Genomic DNA, 21795 nt, shown 5'->3' on the forward strand with positions numbered 1-21795 from the left:
CACAACAGTAACCGGGCTTTCCCCGCCGCCCGCTGCCCGTGCCCGTACCCGCCCTGGCCGGCGCCCCACCGCGTCCCGCAAACGCCGGCTCCCCGCGCTCACCCGTGCGCTGGCATCAAACCCCTCATCAGGGGGAAAGTGGGAGGGACGGACCTGGGGTGGTGTACCTATGCCGGAGCGGGACGACGACTCCCTGGAGCAGCGGGAGACCGAGGCCGAGCGCAGAAGGCGCCGGGCGCAGTTCCTGCGCGAGCTGACCGAGGCGCGCGAGTTGCGCGAGCGGGTCCAGCCGCGCCGCGCCAAGGCCGCTCGCCTGCGTCACGCCATGCGCATGCGCACCTTCCGCTGGTAGCCGCGGCCCGTCCGGGAGCGGTCACGTGCGGATACGGCGCCGCGAGCCGCGTACGATCCCGCTGGTAGCGATCAAAAGAGGCAGACACAGCAGGCCGAAGACGTCCCCTGAACGCTCTGTTTCTGCCACGATTCCGAGTGGGTGGGGCTGGCAGCAGCACTCCCGCCCACAGCCTCCGCCGGGGGGACCTCCAACCGGCACACCTATGACCAGTGGGAGAGTCACGGTGTACTTCGCCGCACTGCTCGCGCGCACCGAAGACGGGTGGGAAGCGAGCGACACAGAGCTCGACGATGTGGAGACCCTGTCGGATCTGTCCGACCTGGCCCGCGAGGCCTCGGTCGACGACGACACGGTTCTCGTGTTCATCGAGCAGGAGGACGGGTGGTTCGGTGTCGTCCGCGTGGACGGCGAGGAGGACCCTCGTATCTACGTCTCGGACGCCGCAGCCGCAGCCCGCAGCTCGTACGGCGAGATCCTGCTCACGGACGAACTGCTCGGAAGGGAGCCCGGCGACGACGACGTCCCGGACCTGGACTCCCTCGATCTCGACGGTACGGAGGACGGTGAACCCGACAACGAAGCGGACTCCGACGAGGAAGAGGACGAGGACGTCACGTCCGGTGAGGCCGTGCCGCAGGGCCCGGTAGGGGACCGCGAGGTCCTCGCCGACCTGGGCGTCAGCGAGAAGGAACTGCTCGCCCTCGGCGAGGGCGACGCGCTCAACACGATCGCCGATGCCCTGGGAGCCGCGGAGGTCCTGGAGACCGTCCGCTAGTCCGGTCCGCAGTCCGGTCCGCTAGTCCGGTCCGCAGTCCGGTCCGTCAACCCTCCACCAGCCCCGTCGGCCGGTCCCGACCGCCGGTCCTGTCCGCTAGGTTCCCCGGGTGAGCAGCACAGACGAGACGTCTCAGCCCGATCCGGCGGACCCGGCGGATCCGGTACGCGACCGCTGGCGGGACGCGATGCGACTCGCCCTGGACGAGGCCCGGTCGGCCGTCCGGGGCGGGGATGTTCCCGTCGGCGCCGTCGTGCTGTCCCCGGACGGCACGACGGTGCTCGCGGCCGCGCACAACGAACGCGAGGCCACCGGCGATCCGACGGCGCATGCCGAGGTCCTCGCGATCCGCAGGGCCGCCGCGGAGCTCGGCGCGTGGCGGCTGTCCGGCTGCACACTCGTCGTCACCCTGGAGCCCTGCACGATGTGCGCGGGCGCGCTCGTGCAGTCCCGGGTGGACCGGATCGTCTACGGCGCGCGCGACGAGAAGGCGGGCGCGGCCGGCTCCCTCTGGGACGTCGTACGCGACCGGCGGCTCAACCACCGGCCCGAGGTGATCGAGGGGGTTCTCGCGGCCGAGAGCGCCCGGCTGCTCACCGATTTCTTCCGCGCCCGCTGACCTCGTGAGGGCAGCGGAAACGGATTTCGGAGCACGGCCCACCGTGGGGTAAAGTCTCCCTCGGTAGCGTGTCCGAGCGGCCGAAGGAGCTCGCCTCGAAAGCGAGTGTGGCGCAAGTCACCGAGGGTTCAAATCCCTCCGCTACCGCTTGAGAAGGGCCCGGTTCTTTGAACCGGGCCCTTCCTGCTGCTCCGGCCCCGGACCGACGTATTACGGCTACAAGCCCCGGCCGCACCACGGCCACAAGCCCCCGCCGTACGAGGGCGACGAGCCCCGGCCCAAGGCGGCGACGAGCCCCAGCCGTACAACGGCAAACGAGCCCCGGCCCAAGACGGCAACGTACGACGGCGACGAGCCCCGGCTCCGCTCGGCGCCGGGGCTCTCTCGCACCCACGAGGCGTCGGGGGAAGCGGCATACGGGGGGACAGCCGCTTCCCCCGGCGCGGGCCGGGCCCTCAAGTCCGCGTCGCCTTCTGGGGGAAGCCTGCGACGCGGACCCGCAGTCGGGTCCGTCCCGGCCCGGGGGTTCCTGCCGGATCCGCCCGGGCTCACCTCCATCCTGCCGCCCGCGCCGGTCCGTACGGTCCGGCAAAGGGCCTCGGCCGCCAGGCCGTTGGTCCCTAAAGGCGTGGTGAGGAGACGGCGGATACGTGATCTTTTTCGGGTGTCCGAACACCTGCCCGGGATACACTCACCGCCGGTAACAGGGCTCCCACGCGGGCGCAGCGGACACAGCAGGCACAGGGGAGGCCGCGGTGGCGGTGAATTCGAAGAAGATCGCCGTCTACGTACTCGTGGTCTTCGCGCTCTATGTGATCATCACGGACCCGGCCAAGGCCGCGGACTACGTCCAGATAGGGTTCGAGGGCATTTCGAATGCCGCTCAGGCCGTCGGCGACTTCATGACGTGGATCGCCGACGGAGCCAAGAACTAGAGCCCGGAAGCAGACCCCGGAGCTGGGCGGCCGCCCGCCGTGAACCCCTGGGAGCGCCCGTGATCCGCCATCTGGTCCTCTTCAAGCTCAACGAGGGCGTCCAGCGCGACGACCCGCGCGTCGTCGAGGGGGTCGCGGCCTTCCGCGCGCTCGGCGGACAGATCCCGGAGCTGACGTTCTGGGAGTGCGACTGGAACATCACCGACCGGCCGATCGCGTACGACTTCGCGATCAACTCGGCGGTCGAGGACACCGATGCGCTGAAGCGGTATCTGGAGCACCCGGCCCATCAGGCGGGTGTCGCCCTGTGGCGGGAGTTCGCCACGTGGGTGATCGCCGACTACCCGTTCTGAGCCTCACGCCCTCCTCTTTCGGAGCCCTTCGCCGCAACCGGCGAAGGGCCTTTTTGCGTCAAATGCCCCAACTGACCGTCAACACGGTGTTATGCGGTGCTTGCACACAGTGCACATGTCTTGTGATGCTATGACCGCTTTTGACGGATGAGTTGACGGATACGTCGACGGATCGTTGACGGATGAAGAGGTGGCGTTGACCGTGTCGGCCAGTACTGCGCCACCCCAGGAGGAAGCCCCAGCCCAGTCGCAGGCCGAGACCCTGTCCCGGCCCCAGCCGGGGCCCTCCCAGGAACCGTCCTCCACCACCCCCGTCCAGTCCTCCACCCCCGTCCAGTCCTCCGCCCCCGTCCAGCCGCCCGTCTCCGCCCAGGCCCAGCCCTCCACGCTCGAGACGCCGACCACCGCGGCGACCCCGTCCACCCCCGCCCAGCCCTCCGCCCCCGCCCCCGAGAAGCGCCGGGGCGCCGACACCCGGGCGCTCACCCAGGTGCTCTTCGGGCAGCTGAAGAACCTGGAGCCGGGCAGCCCGGAGCACGGCCGGGTGCGTGGAGCGCTCATCGAGGCGAACCTCCCGCTGGTGCGGTACGCGGCCGCCCGCTTCCGCTCCCGCAACGAGCCGATGGAGGACGTCGTCCAGGTCGGCACGATCGGCCTGATCAACGCCATCGACCGCTTCGACCCCGACCGGGGCGTGCAGTTCCCGACCTTCGCGATGCCGACCGTCGTCGGCGAGATCAAGCGGTACTTCCGCGACAACGTCCGCACGGTCCACGTCCCGCGCCGGCTCCACGAGCTGTGGGTGCAGGTGAACAGCGCGACCGAGGATCTGACGACCGCCTTCGGGCGCTCCCCCACGACCTCCGAGATCGCCGAGCGGCTGCGCATCACCGAGGAGGAGGTGCTGTCCTGCATCGAGGCGGGCCGCTCCTATCACGCGACCTCCCTGGAAGCCGCCCAGGAGGGTGACGGGCTGCCGGGGCTGCTCGACCGGCTCGGCTACGAGGACCCGGCGCTGGACGGGGTCGAACACCGCGACCTCGTACGGCATCTGCTCGTACAACTGCCCGAGCGCGAGCAGCGGATCCTGCTGCTGCGCTACTACAGCAATCTGACGCAGTCGCAGATCAGCGCCGAACTGGGTGTCTCCCAGATGCATGTGTCAAGGCTGCTCGCCCGTAGCTTCGCGCGTCTTCGATCCGCAAACAGGATCGAGGCGTAACCGAAGAGAGCTAATCGCTCAGCGGGCACTTTTCCGACAGTTCAGCGCTGAAAATCCGTCAGACCCCCTCTTTCCAGGGCCGATTCAGCTGCTCCATGTCGACATGTCACTACAGCGTGTTGCCGACATGTGACATTCTCCCGGAAGCGCGTTTGCCGCGGCCTCGCCTCCGGTATTCAGGTGGAGGCTGCGTTCCTCCGACGGGAGCGTCCGCCGCGACCGTCCGCGACCCAAAGGGGGTGGCATGTCCGCAGACCAGGGCAGCTCGAAGGTGCTCACGCTCACGAAGAGCGAATCCGCGCCCGACGCGCTTCACGACGTCCCGGCTCTCCCGGACCAGGAAGCCGTCCCGGCCGTCCCGGTCTCGGGAGCCATCGACACACGCACCCTGTCCCGCTCCCTGTTCCTGCGGCTCGCCGCACTGGACGAGAACAGCCCGGAGCGCGGCTACGTACGCGACACCCTCATCGAGCTGAACCTCCCGCTCGTCCGGTACGCGGCCGCCCGCTTCCGCTCCCGCAACGAGCCGATGGAGGACATCGTCCAGGTCGGCACCATCGGCCTGATCAAGGCGATCGACCGCTTCGACTGCGAACGCGGCGTGGAATTCCCGACGTTCGCGATGCCGACGGTCGTCGGCGAGATCAAGCGGTTCTTCCGCGACACCTCGTGGTCCGTCCGCGTCCCGCGCCGCCTCCAGGAGCTGCGGCTGGCCCTCACCAAGGCCAGCGACGAGCTCTCCCAGAAGCTGGACCGCTCGCCCACCGTCGCCGAACTCGCCGTGGTCCTGGGCGTGTCCGAGGAGGACGTGGTCGACGGCCTGGCGGTCGGCAACGCGTACACGGCGTCCTCGCTCGACTCACCGGCCCCCGAAGACGACGGCGGCGAGGGCTCCCTCGCGGACCGCCTCGGCTACGAGGACCCGTCCCTGGAGGGCGTCGAGTACCGCGAGTCGCTCAAGCCGCTGCTGGCCAAGCTCCCGCCCCGCGAGCGCCGCATCATCATGCTGCGCTTCTTCGCGAACATGACCCAGTCGCAGATCGGCGAGGAGGTCGGCATCTCGCAGATGCACGTCTCCCGGCTGCTCACCCGCACCCTCGCCCAGCTGCGGGAAGGCCTCATCTCCGACTGAGGGTTCATAATTGACGGATCGTCAGCCACACTGGCGCGATGCGTCGACGGTTGATACACGGTCGCCGGGGTGCCCTGCTGGGCGCCTCGGCGGCCGTCGTCTGTTGTCTGGGTACCGCGCTGGCCGCGTGCGGAAGCGGTGGCGGCGGTGGCGGCTATGTCGCGGTCGGTGCCGCCGGGGGCACGCCCCTGGCGACCGGAGCGGTGATGGCCCCGACCGGGAAGGTCTCGCTGGCACCACTGGACGGGGACGGTGACGCCGGCCCATCAGGGGTCAACGAGTCGGCCAGGGGCGGGAGTTCGGGGTCGCGGGCCACGACCTCGACGTCGGCCCCTGATTCGGGTTCGACGTCCGTGAGCGCCCCCGCCGGCGCAGATGCCACAAGCGGCGGTGCGTCGGCCACCCGGTCACCCTCGGCCGGCCATGGCAACTCCGGTGGTACGAGCGGAGGTTCCGGCGGCGGTACGGCGACCGGAGCCCCGGCAAAGCCCCCGGCCGGCCCCGCCGCACTGAGCGTGGGCGAGCCCGAGCGGGCGGCCACCGACAAGCGGTGGTGCGAGGAGGTCACCGTCTCGTTCCGCAACACCGGGGGTACGGCGGTGCGTTCGGGCACGGTGACCTTCGGGACGCACATCATCGGGGCGCTCGGGATCGACTGGGCGACGATCGAGTCCACCGAGGACCTGCCCGCGCCGATCGCCGCCGGCGTGAAGAAGGACAGGACCTGGACGGTGTGCGTCGACGCGTGGCGGGTGCCGCTGGGCATGCACATCGAGACGCGGGACGTGTCCGTCCGGTGGGAGTAGCCCGCAGCGCCGGGCGGGCGCCCTCTTACGAGAGTGCGAGCCAGGCCACGGCGGCCACGACCACCAGGGCGACTACGACGCCGATGATCAGGCCGACGCGGGGCCCGGAGGGGGCGGCGGCCTGCTGCTGCCGGCCCTGGGGCGCCTCGTCGACGAACGCTCGGAACATCTGGGTGCTACCCGCGGGGTCGTAGTTGCCCTCGGGGCCCTGGGTGTTTGCCATGGGGCAGGACCCTAGCGAACGCGTGACGGTTGCCCAAGTGCGGGGCGCCGCTCCGGTGCCTCCGTTCGCCCTGAACGGTCTCGCCGCCCGTCGCCGAGCAGGCCGACGGAGGGCCGCCGCGCTCGCCGAACAGGTCCCCGGACGCCTCTCGGACGCCACCACCCCTCCCCACCTGCGGGTTTACGTTCGCCCATACGTGCCTTTGCCAAGTTTTTAGGCTCTCATCCACTTTTTAGTTTGCCTGCGGCAACCAACTGATTTTATGGTTGCCCAAAGCAACGAATACGGGAGGGTGGATGGCCGGGCAGGCGCAGTACGAGGAACTGGCTCGTCAGCTCAGTGCCATCGGTGCCGTGAAGCGGGACCTGGGGCGGATCCTGCCGCAGGACTGCCCGGCGGGAGCCGCCGCCGTACTGACGCTCCTCGGCCGGCACGGCGACATGCGGATGAGCAGGCTCGCCGAGCTGCTGTCCGTGGACATGTCGGTGACCAGCCGCCATGTGGCGCACGTCGCGGCGCGGGGCTGGATCGAACGGTCCCCCGACCCCGCCGACAAGCGCTCCCGCATCCTGCGGCTCACCGCCGTGGGGCACGAGCAGCTGGACGAGCTCTCGCTGCGCACGTCACGGCTCCTGGCCGACCGGCTGAGCCACTGGTCCGACGACGAGGTCGGCCTGCTCATCGCGCTCATGGCCCGGCTGCGGGAGAGCTTCGGCGACTGCCGTTCCGCGGCGCCGCGGCCCGCGCCCCCGCACTCGTATGCGACAGAACTGACCACCCGTACACCCGCATCAAGCACGTAAGAAAAGGAAGCCCATGGCAACGACCACACCAGCCGGTGTGCGGGCTCACGCCAAGCACGGGGGTGGGCCCTCCGGCGGCGGCGCTCCGATGACGCACCGGCAGATCATGGAAGCCCTCTCCGGGCTCCTGCTCGGCATGTTCGTCGCGATCCTGTCGTCGACGATCGTCACCAACGCACTCCCCGAGATCATCGGCGACCTGGGCGGCGGCCAGTCCGCCTACACCTGGGTCGTCACCGCCTCGCTGCTGGCCATGACCGCGAGTACACCCCTGTGGGGCAAGCTCTCCGACCTGTACAGCAAGAAGGCTCTCGTCCAGATAGCCCTGATCATCTACGTTCTGGGCTCTGTGGTCGCGGGTCTCTCGCAGAACGCGGGCATGCTGATCGCCGTCCGGGTCGTCCAGGGCATCGGCGTCGGCGGTCTCTCCGCCCTGGCGCAGATCGTCATGGCGGCGATGATCTCCCCGCGTGAGCGCGGCCGTTACTCCGGCTACCTCGGCGCGACCTTCGCCGTCGCGACCGTCGGCGGCCCGCTGCTCGGCGGCGTGATCACCGACACCTCGTGGCTCGGCTGGCGCTGGTGCTTCTACGTCGGTGTGCCGTTCGCGGTGATCGCTCTGATCGTGCTGCAGAAGACCCTGCACCTGCCCGTCGTGAAGCGGGACGTGAAGGTCGACTGGGGCGGCGCGTTCTTCATCTCCGCCGCTGTCTCGCTGCTGCTGGTCTGGGTCACCTTCGCCGGTGACAAGTACGACTGGGTCTCGTGGCAGACGTACGCGATGGTCGGCGGATCCGTCGTCCTCGGTCTGCTGTTCATCCTCGTCGAGTCCAAGGCCCGCGAGCCGATCATCCCGCTGCGGCTGTTCCGCAACCGGACCATCACCCTGTCGTCGCTCGCCTCGCTCTTCGTGGGTGTCGCGATGTTCACCGGCACGGTCTTCTTCAGCCAGTACTTCCAGCTGGCCCGCGACAAGTCCCCGACGATGTCGGGCGTGATGACCATCCCGATGATCGCCGGTCTGTTCCTCTCCTCGACGGTCTCCGGCCAGGTCATCACCAAGACCGGCCGCTGGAAGGCATGGCTGCTCGCCGGCGGTGTCCTGGTGACCGCGGGGCTGGGTCTGCTCGGCACCATCCGCTACGACACCCCGTACTGGCACATCGCGATCTTCATGGCGCTGATGGGCCTCGGCATCGGCATGATGATGCAGAACCTGGTGCTGTGCACGCAGAACCAGGTGGCCCCGGCCGACCTCGGCTCGGCCAGCTCCACGGTGACCTTCTTCCGGTCCCTCGGCGGTGCCGTCGGCGTCTCCGCGCTCGGCGCGGTCATGGCCAACCGGATCACCGACTACGCCAAGGACGGGCTCGTCCACCTCGACCCCAAGTACGCGGCCGCTGCGGCGAGTTCGAGCTCCAGCAGCTCCATCCCCGACATGGACACGCTGCCCGGGCCGCTGCGCACCGTGATGGAGAGCGCGTACGGCCACGGCATCGCGGACGTGTTCCTGATCGCCGCGCCGCTGGCGCTGCTCGCCTTCCTGGTGACGATCTTCATCAAGGAGGTCCCGCTGCGGACCTCGGGCGGCCTGGCGCAGGCCGCGGAGGCAGCCGCCGAGGCTCCGGCCGCCGCCGCCCCGGTCACCACCCCGGTCACCGCCCCGGTCACCGAGGAGAAGGTCCCCAGCTGGGCCGTCTCCGGGACGGGTGCCGAGTCCGGCCCCGACGGCACGCAGCAGCTCGCGGCCGTCGCCACTGTGGAGAGGGAGACCGCACCGATGTCCGGTGGAATCGCGGTACGCGGCCATGTCCGCGGTGCCGAGAGCGCGCCCGTGCCGCGGGCCGCGGTCACGCTGATCTCGCTCGCGGGACGCCAGCTGGGCCGGTCGGTCGCGCAGACCGACGGCGCCTACGCGGTGGACGCGCCCGGCGCGGGCTCGTACGTCCTGATCGCCTCCGCCGACGGTTTCCAGCCGCAGGCCGCGACGATCGTGGTGAACGGCGAGCCGCTCGCGTACGACATCCTGCTGAGCGGCACGAGCGGGCTGAGCGGTGTCGTCCGCGCCGCCGAGACCGGGATCACGGTCAAGAACGCCATGGTCATCGTGACCGACGTGCGCGGCGATGTGCTGGCCACCGGGACCACCGGTGCGCAGGGCGAGTTCACGTTCGCCGAGCTGGTCCCCGGCTCCGTGACCGTCGCGGTGAACGCGGCCGGGCACCGGCCCAGCGCGGTGCCCGTCGAGGTCGGCGGCACCGGCGTCACCCGGGTCGAGGTCGAGCTCAGCTCGGGCGCCCAGGTCCAGGGTGTCGTACGGGCACCGGGCGGGCCGCTCGGTGACGCGCGGGTCACCCTGGTCGACGCGGCCGGCAACGTGGTCGGCACGGCGCGGACCGGCGCGGACGGCGCGTACGCCTTCACCGACCTGGACAGCGGCGAGTACACCGTCATCGCGACGGGTTACCCGCCGGTGGCCACCTCGCTGACGGTCGACGGCCGCGGCGCCGACGGCCACGACATCGAACTCGCCCACCCCGGCGAGTAGTTCGGACCCCGGCCCGTGGGGACGCGCTCCGAGCGGAGGTGCGTCCCCACGGGCCGGCTCTTTTCCGCTGACCCCGCCCCCGGCGGAGTCGGCAACCGGCTTGCAAGGAGAAAACGGGATGGGACTGACCGCACGGATCCGTACGCGGGACGGCTGGGCCGTGTCGCACGCGGTCGTCACGGTGACCGACATGACGGGCACGCAGGTGGTGCGGGCCGAGGCCGACGGCGAGGGGGCCGTGCGGGACACGACCGCGCTGGCGCCCGGCGCCTACACCGTGATCGTCACCGCGGTCGGGTACGCGCCCGTCGCGTCCAGCGCGATCGTCACGGCGAGCGGACGGGCCGAGGTCGGCAACGTGGTCCTCGCCCGGCAGGGCGGCACCGAGCTGCCGCCGCCCGGCCCCTGGACCATCGACCCGGCGCACTCCTCCGTGGGCGCGGTCGCCCAGCACCTGGGGATCTCCAGCGTGCACGGCCGGTTCACCGAGTTCGCCGGCCGGATCGAGATCGCGCCGGACGAGGTGGCCAAGTCCCGGGTGGAGGCGGTGATTTCCGCGGCCTCCATCGACACCGGCAACGGAATGCGCGACGGGCACCTCAAGTCGCCGGACTTCCTGGACGTGGCGACGTACCCGGAGATCACCTATCGCTCTACGGGCCTGACCTTCGCCGGGTCCGACCGCTGGACGGTGCACGGCGAACTGACCATGCACGGCGTCGTCCGGCCGGTCGACCTGGACCTCGCCTACCTGGGCACCGGCGCCGACCCGTGGGGCGGCACGCGAGCCGCCTTCCGCGCCACCGCCGAACTGCGCCGCGAGGACTTCGCGATGAACTACAACCAGGTGCTCCAGGCGGGCATCTCGGCCATCGGCACGACCCTGCGCGTGGAACTGGACATCCAGGCGGTGCAGGGGGAGACGCTGCCGTCGGCCTGACGACACGGACGGGAACGGGAACGATCGGGGCCGGGAACGGGACCGGGAACGGGAACGGGACCGGCGATGGGGTCGGGGTCGAGGTCGGGGTCGGGTGGGCCGAGGCCTGGGCTCCCGTCGGCTCCCGTCGGCTCCCGCCGCCCGACCAAGCGGACCGGTCGCTAGGCCCCCGGCGTCCGGCCCTCCCGGGCCGCGGCCGCGCCCGTCACCCGGGCCACCAGATCGCCGCACAGGTCCCGGAGCTTGACGTTGGAGTCCTGCGAGGCGCGGCGCAGCCTGTCGAGTGCCGCCCGCGCGTCGCAGCGCTCCTTGGCCATCAGGATGCCGATCGCCTGGTCGATCACGCTGCGCGAGAGGAGCGCGGTGCGGACGTCCCCCGACGACGCCTGCTCGCGCTCGATGCGCAGCGCCGCGTTGATCGCCTCCGAGGCGCGCGCCGCGAACACCCGGGCGGTGTCGCGCCGGTCGTGGAAGGCGTCCTCGGTCACGGCGTAGAAATTGAGCGCGGCGTCCGTCTCCCCGTCGACCGTGAGCGGCACGGCCAGCACCGAACGGACGCCCTGCGAAAGCGCGTACGCGGTGTACGAGGGCCAGCGGGTCTCCTGCGACAGGTCGGGGGCGTGCTGCTCGGCCTCCAGCGCCGCCGCCCGGACACAGGGCCCGTCGCCGTTCTCGTACTGCCGCTGATCGAGTCCGCTGGGCAGACCGCCGGTGCCCGCCAGGGTCAGCAGCCGTCCGTCGCGGCGCACGGTGATGCTGCAGGCCGCCGCCCCCTCCACCGCGAGCACCGCCCGCTCGGTGAGGTCCCGCAGCAGTGTGTCGAGGCCGCCGCTCCCGGCCAGCGCCTGGTGCAGCGGGGCGGCTGCCGTGCGGGGGTCGGGGACGACGGCCCGGGGCGACTCGGGGGGATCCGCTGGAGGTCTCATGGAGATCCGGGTATCCCGCCGGCGCCCGCTCACTCTTGGTGCAGGGTGTCCACGAGCCGCCGGGCCAGGTCACGCAGTTTGACGTTCTCCCGCTGGGAGGTGCGCACCAGGCTCTCGAAGGCCGCGCCGGCGTCGATCCCCAGGCGTTCCATGAGGATGCCCGTCGCCTGCCCGATCAGATCCCGGGTCCGCATGGCCTCGGTGAGCTGCTCGCGCGCGGTCACCGACTCCAGCGCGATGCTGACGTGCGCGGTGAACAGCCGGCCGATCCGGGTGGCCGAATCGTCGAAGGCCCGCGGCTTGCGCGCGTACGCGGTGAGCACGGTGAGCCGGCGGCGGTCCGCGCGCAGCCGGAGCGAGAGCACCGAGCGCAGACCCAGGCCGGAGAAGGAGAGTTCACCGCTGTCGTAGGCCGCGCTGTCGTCGATCCGGGCGACCGGCGCGGTCCACAGCCGGCTCCAGTACAGGTGGTGTTCGCGGCCCGCGTTCAGGGCGTCGGCGGACCGTACGACCTCGTCGGTCCAGGCGAGGGTCTGGCGGTGGGTCTTCTCGATGACGGAGATACCGGCGTGCTCGGCACCGGGCAGGACGTGCACGGCCAGCCGTGCCGCGGCCCGCAGGGCGGCGTTGGCCGTCGACGTCTCGTGCAGCTGCTGAGCGGCCACCGTCAGAGCGTCGGCCAGCTCGAAACCCATGGGGAAATGGGGCACTTCAGGAAAATCGGACGCAGCCACCACGAACCTCTTCGGCATGCACGGCCCCGGGCCCGGTCGTCGGCGTGACGAAGGACCCATGGCCATGCGCAGGAGAGCTCCGCAGCACATTCCCGACTGCGAGCACAGGACGAACAGCACTTTAGCTGCTCCGATGGGGTGAGGCTGCGGCCCGGCGGCCGAGCTTCCGAACTCGGGGGCGCCCGTGATGGAATGGCCGGACAGGTCAGGAAGCGGCCTCATCGGATCCGGACACACGTCTGCCAGGTGAGTTGCCATGACCTTCTCCCCGAACCCACGTGACCTGCCGAACTGCACTCTCGTCACGCTGCCCGCGGAAATCGACATCTCCAACGCCGACCTGCTGTACGCCGAGACCATGGACCTCGTGCACGCGCGGACGGGCCGGCTGCGGGTGCTCGTCCTGGACCTCACCGGGACCCGCTTCATGGACTCCCAGGGCGTACGCCTCCTCGACCAGGTCCGCCACCGTCTGCACCACCCGCCCCGCACGGAGCTGCGCGTGGCGGTGGACCCGGAGGGCATGGCCGGCCGCGTCCTGAACCTGACCGGGCTGCGGCGCGATGTCGCCGTGTACGACGACCTGGTGGAGGCGGTGTCGGCCTAGGGTCTGTCGTCACATTCCCGTCCGCCCCGCGGCGGCATGTGGATCAGCCCCTCGCCCGCGACGCCCTCTAGGCTTGCGCCATGGCACCCAACATCGCGACGAACACCTCCGTGTCCCTGGACGAGTTGCTGGACTTCGTACGGCCCCGGCACCGCGCCATCCTGCTGACCCGCCGGGCCGACGGCGGCCCGCAGGGCTCGCCGCTGACCTGCGGGGTCGACGACTCGGGGCGCATCGTCGTCTCCACGTATCCGGAGCGCGCCAAGACGCGGAACGCCAAGCGGGACGAGCGGGTCAGTCTGATCGTGCTGAGCGACGAGTGGGACGGCCCCTGGGTCCAGGTCGACGGCACCGCCGAGGTCATCGACTCGCCCGACTCCGTCGAGGCGCTCGTCGAGTACTACCGCAACATCGCGGGGGAGCATCCGGACTGGGACGAGTACCGGGCGGCGATGGTCAAGCAGGGCAAGTCGATCATCCGGGTCACCCCTGAGCGGTGGGGGCCCGTGGCCACGGGGGGCTTCCCGGCGCGGGCCGCGTCTGAGGGCTAGTCCGGGGCGGGCCGCGTCTGAGGGCCAGTCCGGCGCGGGCCGCGTCTGAGGGCTAGTCCGGGGCGGGCCGCGTCTGAGGGCCAGGGGGTGCGGGCCGCGTCTGAGGGCCAGGGGGTGCGGGCCGCGTCTGGAATCAGCTGCCGCGCTGCACCATCGTCTCGATCCCCGCGATCAGCGTGTCCAGGGCGAAGTTGAAGTCGCGTTCCCGCATCTCCTCCACCGTGTCGCCGCCGCGGGCCTCCATGAGGTCCGCGGCGCTCTCGACGTGGGCGGCGAACTGGGGCTGTTCGCTGATCGTGCTCATGGCCTGGCGGAAGTAGTCGTCCTGGCTCATGCCGGCCGAGGCGCAGCGCTGGATGAAGTGGCCCTCGATCGTGCCGAAGCCGTACACGAACTGGAAGACGGCCGAGAGCGCGCCCATCTGGCCGTGCGGGGGCAGGCCGGTGTTGCGGATCACCTGCTGCACACAGAGCGAGAAGGCCATGGAGTGCGGTCCGATGTTCAGGAAGCTGCCGCTGAGCGGCGACACCCAGGGGTGGCGGACCAGCAGGGCGCGGTAACCGGTGGCGACGGAGCGCAGCTGGTCTCGCCAGTCCTCGCCGGACTCCGGGTCGGGCAGGGCGAGTTGGCCGAAGACCGCGTCCAGGGCGAGTTCGAGGAGGTCGTCCTTGGTGTCGACGTACCAGTAGACGGACATCGCGGTGACGTTCAGCTCGGCGGCGAGCCGGCGCATGGAGAACCTGGCCAGCCCCTCCGCGTCGAGCAGCCGCACGGTGACCTCGGTGATGCGGTCCCGGTCAAGCCCCGACGGCTGGCCGCCACTGCGCGTCGTACCGCGCCGCGGGGCCTTGCCCTCCAACCAGACGCTGACCCGCGCCGGACCCTGGGCCCGGTCGGCTGCCCTCACCATGGCGCACCTCTCTCGCAACTCGGACTGCGGTACTTGACGTGGTTCGGGTACCTCGAGGTGGGCGGGCCGGAATTCTCCGGTCCGCCCACCTTGATGCTAAGCGGGCGTTACGCGGAAACCGTCACCGCGGAGTCTGCCCTCTCGGCCCGCCGCAGCAACTCCGCCGCCAGCAGTCCGCCCAGCAGCACCGCCAGCGCGCCCACGAGCTGACTCGTCTCCAGTCCCGACGAGAACGCGTCGGTGATCCGCTCCTTCTCCCGCGCCGAGTCCGCCGACGCCAGCGCCGCCGGCAGCGAGGCCGCCGCCATCGGAATCAGCGCGGCGAAGCGGGAGTTGAGGACCGCACCGAGCACCGCCACCCCCAGGCCGTTGCCGAACTCGGCGAGCGTGCCGTTGATGCCCGCGCCCACGCCCGCCTTGGCCGGCGGGATCGCGCTCATGATGGCGTGCGCCATGGCGGGGTTGGCGACCGCGCAGCCCGCGCCGATCAGCAGCAGCCCGAGGAGGGTGCCGGGGTAGCCCTGGGCGGTGAGCGTCGCGATGGACACCAGGCCGCCCGACATCAGCACCATGCCGAGGGCGATCGAGACCGGCGTCCCCAGCTTCGCCGTCCACTTGGCCGACAGGCCGGTGAAGTTCAGCGCGACGACCGAGAGGGCGAGGGGTGCCGTGCGCACTCCGGCTTCCAACGGCCCGTATCCCAGGACGAACTGGAGGTGCTGGGTGAGCAGGAAGAGCGCGCCGCCCATGCCGAAGGTGATCAGGACGGCTCCGGCGACGGCTCCGGTGAACCGGCGGTCGCGGAAGAAGTGCAGGTCGAGCATGGGGTACGGGATCCGGCTCTCCCAGTACGCGAAGAGGGCCAGCACCAGCACGGCCACGGCCGCCGGGGTGAGCACCCGGACGGACGTCCAGCCGTGCTCGGGGCCCGAGATGATCGCGTACACGAGCGAGGTCATGCCGATGGTGGACAGCAGTGCGCCGAGGAGGTCCGGGCGGTCCCCCTGCGGATTCTTCGACTCCGGTACGAGGGCGACGACCGCGGCGAGGCCCAGCGCCGCCACCGGCAGATTGATCAGGAAGATCGCGCCCCACCAGAAGTGGCCCAGCATGAAGCCGCCGATCAGCGGGCCCACCGCGAAGCCGAGCGCGTTGACGGCGCTCCAGATGCCGATGGCCTTCGGCTGCTCCTCGGGTGCGAAGATCTGCATCGCGACGGCGAGGGTGGTGGTGAGCAGCAGTGCGCCGCCGATGCCCATGCCGGCCCGGGCGGCGATCAACTGGCCGGTGGAGTCGGCGAGTCCGGCCGCCAGGGAGCCGATGCCGAACAGCGCGAGGCCGGCGATCAGCATCTTCTTGCGGCCGTAGCGGTCGGCGGCACTGCCCGCGGTGAGCAGCAGCCCGGACTGCACCAGCGAATACGCGTTGATCATCCACTGGATGTCGGAGGTGGCCGCGTCCAGCTCCCGGGTGAGGGAGGGGATCGCGACGTTCAGAACGGTGTTGTCGAGCAGCACGGTGAGCTGCGCGAGGCAGATGACGCCGAGGATCAGCCAGCGCTGCGGGTGCCCCTGCGGGGTCGTGGCCGTGTCGGCGGCTGTCGGTGCCGGCATACGGGACCCTTCTACGGTGTACGGGAGATGGTCGACGTACACCGTAGAACACTTGCTATACGCCGTACAACGTGGGTGCGACGCGACGTGCCGGTGCGAAGAGGGCGGTGGCCCCGGCGTGCGAGGGCGGCACCCGTGCGGCACGGCACCCGAAAAATGGCGGCCCTGCGGCACGGCACCCGCAGAACTGCACCCCCGCGGCACGGCACGCAAAGAGCGGTGGCCCCGCGGCACGGCACCCGCAGAACTGCACCCTCGCGGCACGGCACGCAAAGAGCGGTGGCCCGGAGCGAGATCGCTCCGGGCCACCGCTCCTCGGTGAGTCCCGCGTCAGCTCGTCGGCTGCGTCAGGTCGTAGAAGGTCGCGGTACCGACCGTCACCTTCTTGTAGTTGGCCTCCACCCACGAGGTGATCTGGCCGGAGGTGCCGGAGCTGCCGCCACCGCCCATGCTGCCGCCCGAGATGAAGTAGTGGATCTTCCCGTCGTTCACGTACTGCTTGAACTGGGCGAGGGTCGGCGAGGGGTCGGTGCCGTTGAAGCCGCCGATCGCCATCACCGGGTCGCCGGTGGCCAGCTGGTAGCTCGCGGAGTTCTGGGCGCCGATGGCGGCGGCCGCCCAGGTGTAGTCACCCGCGTTCTTCTCCAGCAGCTGCTTGGCCTCGGAGCTGACGGTCGCGCCGTTGAGCAGGCCCGCGGCACCGCCGCCGCCCATACCGCCTTCGCCGCCCATCCGGCCGCCCATGCCGCCCTGCGGCGCTCCCTGGGCGTTGCCCTGCGGCTTCTGGCCGCCGCCGGGGAAGCCGCCGGCCGGGGGCTGGCCCGTGCCCGGCTGGCCCGTGCCGCCCTGCCGGTTCTGGCCGCCGCCGGGGAAGCCGCCGCCACCGCGCATACCGCCACCGCCGCCCATACCGCCCATCCGGCTCGCACCGGCGGGACCGGCCGTCACGATGGAACCGGTGTGCCCGGTGTCCACCGTGCTGAGCGTGAACGCGGTCGGGCCGGCGATCGCCGCCACAAAGCTCAACCCGGCCGCCGCGATGGCGAGTTGTCGGCCGAGCCTGGCCACGAAGATCAGGCCGAGCGCGCCGGCCAGACCACCGATGAGCACCAGCCACTTGAGCCAGGGCAGGTAGTCGGGAGTGCGGTTGAGGAGCACATAGCCCCAGGCCGCCGTCGCGGTCACGGTGGCCGCCAGGGTCAGCGCGGCCCAGATCTTCGACCGCTCCGCCCACAGCACCGTGGCGCCCATGCCGACCAGCGCCGCGATGTAGGGGGCCAGCGCGATCGTGTAGTACTGGTGGAAGATGCCGGCCATGTAGCTGAAGACCAGCACGGTGATCAGCAGCGAACCGCCCCAGGCGAGGAACGAACTGCGGGTCAGGTCGGTCCGCTTGGCCTTCCGGGTCAGCCAGAGGGCCGCGACCAGCAGGATCAGCGCGGCCGGCAGCAGCCACGAGACCTGGCTGCCGACCTCGTCGCCGAACATGCGGTCCCAGCCGGTGGCACCCCACCGCCCGGTGCCGCCGGCCCCGCCGCCTCCGCCGACGCTGCCGGCCTCGTCGCCGTTGATACGGCCGAGTCCGTTGTAGCCGAAGGTCAGCTCCAGGAAGGAGTTGTTCTGCGAGCCGCCGATGTACGGGCGCGAGGAGGCGGGCCACAGTTCGACGATGGCCACCCACCAGCCGCCCGCGACGACCATCGCGCCGGTGGCGAGGGCGAGTTGGCCGAAGCGCTTCTTCAGCTTCACCGGCGCGCACACCGCGTACAGGATCGCCAGCGGCGGCAGGATCAGGAAGGCCTGCAGGGTCTTCGTCAGGAAGGCGATGCCGACCGCGACACCCGCCCAGACCAGCCACTTGGTGCGGCCGTCCTCCAGGGCGCGGATCACGCAGTAGACCGTGACGGTCATCAGCAGCGCGAGCAGCGCGTCCGGGTTGTTGAAGCGGAACATCAGCGCGGCGACGGGGGTGAGCGCCAGCACCGCGCCCGCAATCAGACCGGCCGTCGGGCCGAAGCGACGCCGTAGGGCGGCGTAGAGCACGCCGACCGTGGCGACGCCCATCAGCACCTCGGGAACGAGGATCGCCCACGAGTTGACGCCGAAGATCTTCACCGACAGGTCCATCGGCCACAGCGCGGCCGGGGGCTTGTCGACGGTGATCGCGTTGCTCGCGTCGAGCGAGCCGAAGAACATGGCCTTCCAGCTCTGGCTGCCGGCCTGGACCGCCGCCGAGTAGAAGGAGTTGGCGTATCCGGAGGCGCTCAGGTTGTACAGGTAGAGCAGACCGGTGGCGACGAGCAGACCGAGGAGGGCCGGGCGCGCCCAGCGGGGGTCCTCGGGACGGCCGCGCCAGGCACGGTGGAGGAAGGGCTGCTTCGGCTCACCGGAGCGGGGGGCCGTGGTGGGCGCGTCCGGTTCCTGGGCCGCCGTCGCGGGCGGTCCCCCGGAGGGGCCTGCGCCCCCCTCATAGGTCGTGTCGGAGTCAAGGGTCATCGGGTGTTCCTCGGATCGTGATCGTGCGGGCGCACCGGCTGCAGCTGCACGGTCGCGTCGCCCCGGGGGCGGTCCGCGGCATCGACGGCGCGGAAGTCTGTGGTCTCGTACGGAACGTGCTGCGCCGTCGGCCGGTGGGACCCCGGCGCGGCGCCGAGCGGGTGCGCCCCGGTGTCGTACGTGGGCGACGCCGGGCTGTGCGACGCCACGACCCTGGAAGCCGTCTCGTCGGTCCGGTCCGGGAAGACCCAGGCCCGGAAGAGCAGGAACCGCAGCACCGTCGCCGCGAGGTTGGCGGCGATGAGCACCGCCAGTTCCGTGGAGTGCGAGGGGTCGGACGTCGCGGCGTTCAGCGCGGCGAGCGAGCCGCTGGTGAGCGCGAGTCCGATGCCGAACACGACCAGGCCCTGGGCCTGATGGCGGACCGCGCGGTCACGGCCGCGGACACCGAAGGTCAGCCGCCGGTTGGCCGAGGTGTTGGCGACCGCCGAGACGAGCAGGGCGAGCGCGTTGGCGATCTGCGGCCCCGACACGACGCGGAAGCCGGAGTAGAGCAGCAGGTAGAACAGCGTGGACAGGACGCCCACCACGCAGAAGCCGACCAGCTGACGGGCGAGCCCACGCGGTACGTCGGTCAGCTCGCGGTCGCGCGGGTCGTCCCCGAAGGGCCGGGCGAGCCGGTCGAGCGACAGCGAACCGGTGGCGAGGGCCCGGCCCACCCGCCACACACCCTTGAGGTCCTCCGTCGCGGTCTTCACGATGTGCACCGTCGAGTCCGGGTCGTCGACCCAGTCGACCGGCACCTCGTGGATGCGCAGCCCGGCCCGCTCCGCCACCACCAGCATCTCGGTGTCGAAGAACCAGCCGGTGTCCTCGACCAGCGGCAGCAGCGCCTGGGCGACATCACGCCGGATCGCCTTGAAGCCGCACTGCGCGTCGGAGAAACGGGCCTGCAGCGAACCGCGCAGGATCAGGTTGTAGGTGCGGCTGATGAACTCCCGCTTGGCGCCGCGCACCACCCGCGACGAGCGGGACAGCCGGGAGCCGATCGCCAGATCCGAGTGGCCCGAGATCAGCGGCGCCACCAGCGGAAGCAGTGCGTTGAGGTCGGTGGACAGGTCGACGTCCATGTACGCGAGGATCGGTGCGTCCGAGGCGGACCAGACGGTCCGCAGCGCCCGGCCGCGGCCCTTCTGCTCCAGCCGGAAGGACCGGACCTCCGGGATCTCCGCGTCCAGCCGGGCGGCCACCAGCGGGGTGGTGTCCGTCGACGCGTTGTCCGCGATCGTGATGCGGAATGCGTACGGGAAGGTCCGCGCGAGGTGATCGTGCAGGCGCATCACACACGGCTGGAGGTCCTTCTCCTCGTTGTAGACGGGGATCACTACGTCCAGGACAGGCGTACCGGCATTTCCGGCAGGGAGGTGTTCCCGCGCCGGCAGGGTGCCGGGAGAAGGGTCGGTTCGCATGGCAATGACATTCGTCAACTGCCCTGTTACACCCATGTGGTGGCACTGTGCTGTGCCTGTGAGTACGTTTGCGAATTTGTTTCGACCGGCAGCGCGGGCAGATGCACGGTGAACACCGTCCGGCCGGGCATGCTGTCGACGGTCACGGCACCCCCGTGCGCGGCCGCCACGGCCTGCACGATGGCAAGGCCGAGACCGGTCGAACCGGAGGCGCGGGACCGCGAGGAGTCGCCGCGGGCGAAGCGTTCGAAGACCCGGGGGAGCAGCTCCGGCGGGATTCCGGGCCCGTCGTCCTGGACGTCCACGCACAGCCACGGCCCGTGCCGGTGCACCCGCGCGGTGACGGTCGTCCCAGGTGGGGTGTGCGTCCGTGCGTTTGCGAACAGGTTGACCAGAACCTGCTGGAGGCGAGCGGCGTCCGCCGACACCAGGGCGGGTTCGTCCGGCAGTTCGAGGCGCCAGTTGTGCTCGCGGTCGGCCGCCCGCGCGTCACTGACCGCGTCGATGACGAGGGGGACGAGGTCGGTGTTCTCGTACTGGAGCGGCCGCCCGGCGTCGAGCCTGGCGAGCAGCAGCAGGTCCTCCACGAGGAGGGTCATGCGGCCGGCTTCGGATTCGATCCGGCCGAGCGCGTGCCGGGTGTCGGGCCCGGTCTCCTCTCTGCCACGTCTGGTCAGCTCGGCGTAACCGCGGATGGACGCGAGCGGTGTACGCAGCTCGTGACTGGCGTCGGCGACGAACTGCCGTACGCGCATCTCGCTCTGCTGCCGCGCGTGCAGGGCGCCGTGGATGTGGTCGAGCATGCGGTTCAGCGCGGCGCCGACCTGGCCGACCTCCGTGCGGGGGTCGGCCTCGGCGTCGGGGACCCGTTCGTAGAGGGTCACTTCGCCGGTGTGCAGCGGGAGTTCGGAGACCCGGGTCGCGGTGGAGGCGACCCGGCGCAGCGGGCGCAGGGCAACGCTGACGAGTACGGAGCCCGCGATGCCGGCGGCGACGAGACCGGCGCCGGTGACGCTGACCTCGACGATGATCAGGGTGTTGATCGTGTTCGTGACGGCCTGGGTGGGCAGGCCGACGTAGAAGTCGCCCCGGGCGCCGTGCTGGTACACGACGCGGTACTCCCCGAGTCCGGGGATGTCCACGCTGTGCTTCTTGCCGTCCTTCGGCACCGAGCCGAGCGCCGCGATCTGTGCCTTGGTGAGGTCCTGGGCGGTCATCTCGGTGGTGCTGGTGGAGGTGGGCTGCTCCTTGGCGAGGCCCGCGTCGGTGATCCCGCCGTTCTCCACGACGGCCCCGATGGTGTTCACCTGGGTCGGGCCCCGGGTGAGGAAGTCGAGAGGCTGGATCCGGTCGGCGGAGCCGCCGAGTTTCCCGACGCCCGGAAGGCTGGACGCATTGCCGTTCCCCGGCTTCACCGGCCCGGCCCCGGCCGCCCGCCCGGCGGACTCGGTCAGCTGTCCGTCCAGCTGCGTATACAGGTGCTGCTGCAGCGCTATGGTCGTCACCGTGCCGATCACGGCGCAGACCACGGCGATGAGCGTGACCGCGGAGACGACGAGCCGGGTCCGCAGCGTGCGCGGCTTTCGTCCTCGCCTCTGCTTCCGCGGCCGTCGTCGCCCGGTCATGACGCGGCGGGCTTGATCAGATAGCCGGCGCCACGCCGGGTGTGGATCATCGGCTCACGGCCCGCGTCGATCTTCCGGCGCAGATACGAGATGTAGAGCTCGACGACGTTGGCCTGGCCGCCGAAGTCGTACGACCACACACGGTCCAGGATC

At 71.0% G+C, this 21795-nt stretch carries 22 protein-coding genes and 1 tRNA gene; 14 read left to right on the plus strand and 9 right to left on the minus strand.

From position 1 onward, the window contains the following. Nucleotides 1-169: 169 nt before the first annotated feature. The 9 genes from ACFVYF_RS04980 to ACFVYF_RS05020 all read left to right on the plus strand — a co-directional run bounded on the left by ACFVYF_RS04980 (nucleotide 170) and on the right by ACFVYF_RS05020 (nucleotide 6197). Nucleotides 170-352 (plus strand): hypothetical protein, encoded by a 183-nt coding sequence (locus tag ACFVYF_RS04980; RefSeq protein WP_389450917.1) that lies wholly within the window; start codon nucleotides 170-172, stop codon nucleotides 350-352. Nucleotides 353-578: 226 nt separating this feature from the next. After that, nucleotides 579-1130: a hypothetical protein gene (locus ACFVYF_RS04985; protein ID WP_389452065.1), complete on the plus strand. Its 552-nt coding sequence runs from the start codon at nucleotides 579-581 to the stop codon at nucleotides 1128-1130. A gap of 187 nt (nucleotides 1131-1317) precedes the next feature. Then, complete coding sequence (gene tadA, locus ACFVYF_RS04990) at nucleotides 1318-1749, plus strand: tRNA adenosine(34) deaminase TadA (protein WP_389452068.1); 432 nt, start codon at nucleotides 1318-1320, stop codon at nucleotides 1747-1749. 62 nt (nucleotides 1750-1811) lie between these two features. Next, nucleotides 1812-1896 (plus strand) — tRNA-Ser (locus ACFVYF_RS04995). Nucleotides 1897-2504: 608 nt separating this feature from the next. Next, nucleotides 2505-2684, plus strand: coding sequence for a hypothetical protein (locus tag ACFVYF_RS05000; protein ID WP_383287984.1), 180 nt, complete (start codon nucleotides 2505-2507; stop codon nucleotides 2682-2684). 59 nt (nucleotides 2685-2743) lie between these two features. Further along, complete coding sequence (locus ACFVYF_RS05005; protein ID WP_389450921.1) at nucleotides 2744-3037, plus strand: Dabb family protein; 294 nt, start codon at nucleotides 2744-2746, stop codon at nucleotides 3035-3037. A gap of 202 nt (nucleotides 3038-3239) precedes the next feature. Further along, a complete protein-coding gene (locus ACFVYF_RS05010) occupies nucleotides 3240-4259 on the plus strand; it encodes a SigB/SigF/SigG family RNA polymerase sigma factor (RefSeq protein ID WP_389450924.1) in 1020 nt (339 codons plus the stop codon). A 244-nt stretch (nucleotides 4260-4503) separates the two neighbouring features. Next, nucleotides 4504-5391 carry an RNA polymerase sigma factor SigF gene (locus ACFVYF_RS05015; protein ID WP_389450927.1) on the plus strand — a complete coding sequence of 296 codons (888 nt, stop codon included), beginning with the start codon at nucleotides 4504-4506 and terminating at the stop codon, nucleotides 5389-5391. A gap of 38 nt (nucleotides 5392-5429) precedes the next feature. Beyond that, nucleotides 5430-6197 carry a hypothetical protein gene (locus tag ACFVYF_RS05020; RefSeq protein WP_389450930.1) on the plus strand — a complete coding sequence of 256 codons (768 nt, stop codon included), beginning with the start codon at nucleotides 5430-5432 and terminating at the stop codon, nucleotides 6195-6197. Nucleotides 6198-6222: 25 nt separating this feature from the next. Here the strand turns inward: ACFVYF_RS05020 and ACFVYF_RS05025 are convergent, their stop codons facing one another. Beyond that, nucleotides 6223-6420: a hypothetical protein gene (locus ACFVYF_RS05025; protein WP_389450933.1), complete on the minus strand. Its 198-nt coding sequence runs from the start codon at nucleotides 6418-6420 to the stop codon at nucleotides 6223-6225. Between the two features lie 296 nt (nucleotides 6421-6716). Here ACFVYF_RS05025 and ACFVYF_RS05030 point away from each other — a divergent pair, with 296 nt between their 5' ends. The 3 genes from ACFVYF_RS05030 to ACFVYF_RS05040 all read left to right on the plus strand — a co-directional run bounded on the left by ACFVYF_RS05030 (nucleotide 6717) and on the right by ACFVYF_RS05040 (nucleotide 10711). Further along, on the plus strand, nucleotides 6717-7223 hold the full coding sequence (locus ACFVYF_RS05030) for a MarR family winged helix-turn-helix transcriptional regulator (protein WP_389450936.1): 507 nt from the start codon (nucleotides 6717-6719) through the stop codon (nucleotides 7221-7223). Nucleotides 7224-7236: 13 nt separating this feature from the next. Continuing rightward, on the plus strand, nucleotides 7237-9771 hold the full coding sequence (locus ACFVYF_RS05035; RefSeq protein WP_389450939.1) for an MFS transporter: 2535 nt from the start codon (nucleotides 7237-7239) through the stop codon (nucleotides 9769-9771). A 118-nt stretch (nucleotides 9772-9889) separates the two neighbouring features. After that, a complete protein-coding gene (locus ACFVYF_RS05040; RefSeq protein WP_389450942.1) occupies nucleotides 9890-10711 on the plus strand; it encodes a YceI family protein in 822 nt (273 codons plus the stop codon). 161 nt (nucleotides 10712-10872) lie between these two features. Here the strand turns inward: ACFVYF_RS05040 and ACFVYF_RS05045 are convergent, their stop codons facing one another. Both ACFVYF_RS05045 and ACFVYF_RS05050 read right to left on the minus strand, forming a co-directional pair. Beyond that, a complete protein-coding gene (locus ACFVYF_RS05045; RefSeq protein WP_389450945.1) occupies nucleotides 10873-11637 on the minus strand; it encodes a GAF and ANTAR domain-containing protein in 765 nt (254 codons plus the stop codon). 29 nt (nucleotides 11638-11666) lie between these two features. Beyond that, on the minus strand, nucleotides 11667-12389 hold the full coding sequence (locus tag ACFVYF_RS05050) for an ANTAR domain-containing protein (RefSeq protein ID WP_389450948.1): 723 nt from the start codon (nucleotides 12387-12389) through the stop codon (nucleotides 11667-11669). Nucleotides 12390-12627: 238 nt separating this feature from the next. Between ACFVYF_RS05050 and ACFVYF_RS05055 the strand changes: the two genes are divergently transcribed. Continuing rightward, the gene (locus ACFVYF_RS05055) at nucleotides 12628-12978 is read left to right on the plus strand and encodes an STAS domain-containing protein (protein WP_389450951.1); all 351 of its coding nucleotides are present in this window, start codon (nucleotides 12628-12630) and stop codon (nucleotides 12976-12978) included. A gap of 80 nt (nucleotides 12979-13058) precedes the next feature. Continuing rightward, entirely contained in the window at nucleotides 13059-13529 is a 471-nt protein-coding gene (locus ACFVYF_RS05060; protein WP_389450954.1) for a PPOX class F420-dependent oxidoreductase, read from the plus strand. A gap of 133 nt (nucleotides 13530-13662) precedes the next feature. Here ACFVYF_RS05060 and ACFVYF_RS05065 read toward each other — a convergent pair whose 3' ends face one another. The 6 genes from ACFVYF_RS05065 to ACFVYF_RS05090 all read right to left on the minus strand — a co-directional run. Then, nucleotides 13663-14439 carry a TetR/AcrR family transcriptional regulator gene (locus ACFVYF_RS05065; protein WP_389450956.1) on the minus strand — a complete coding sequence of 259 codons (777 nt, stop codon included), beginning with the start codon at nucleotides 14437-14439 and terminating at the stop codon, nucleotides 13663-13665. Between the two features lie 107 nt (nucleotides 14440-14546). Continuing rightward, nucleotides 14547-16052 (minus strand): MFS transporter, encoded by a 1506-nt coding sequence (locus ACFVYF_RS05070; RefSeq protein ID WP_389450959.1) that lies wholly within the window; start codon nucleotides 16050-16052, stop codon nucleotides 14547-14549. A 330-nt stretch (nucleotides 16053-16382) separates the two neighbouring features. Next, the gene (locus ACFVYF_RS05075; RefSeq protein WP_389450962.1) at nucleotides 16383-18548 is read right to left on the minus strand and encodes an ArnT family glycosyltransferase; all 2166 of its coding nucleotides are present in this window, start codon (nucleotides 18546-18548) and stop codon (nucleotides 16383-16385) included. After that, nucleotides 18545-20017, minus strand: coding sequence for a glycosyltransferase (locus tag ACFVYF_RS05080; protein ID WP_389450965.1), 1473 nt, complete (start codon nucleotides 20015-20017; stop codon nucleotides 18545-18547). The genes ACFVYF_RS05075 and ACFVYF_RS05080 overlap by 4 nt, the downstream gene beginning before the upstream one ends. Nucleotides 20018-20043: 26 nt before the next feature. Beyond that, the gene (locus tag ACFVYF_RS05085; RefSeq protein WP_389450968.1) at nucleotides 20044-21642 is read right to left on the minus strand and encodes a sensor histidine kinase; all 1599 of its coding nucleotides are present in this window, start codon (nucleotides 21640-21642) and stop codon (nucleotides 20044-20046) included. Further along, nucleotides 21639-21795, minus strand: a 157-nt coding sequence (locus tag ACFVYF_RS05090; protein WP_389452071.1) for a winged helix-turn-helix domain-containing protein, incomplete at its 5' end; no start/stop codon positions are given. The genes ACFVYF_RS05085 and ACFVYF_RS05090, both read right to left, overlap by 4 nt.

It is taken from the genome of Streptomyces sp. NPDC058274, from assembly GCF_042881375.1.
GTDB lineage: Bacteria > Actinomycetota > Actinomycetes > Streptomycetales > Streptomycetaceae > Streptomyces.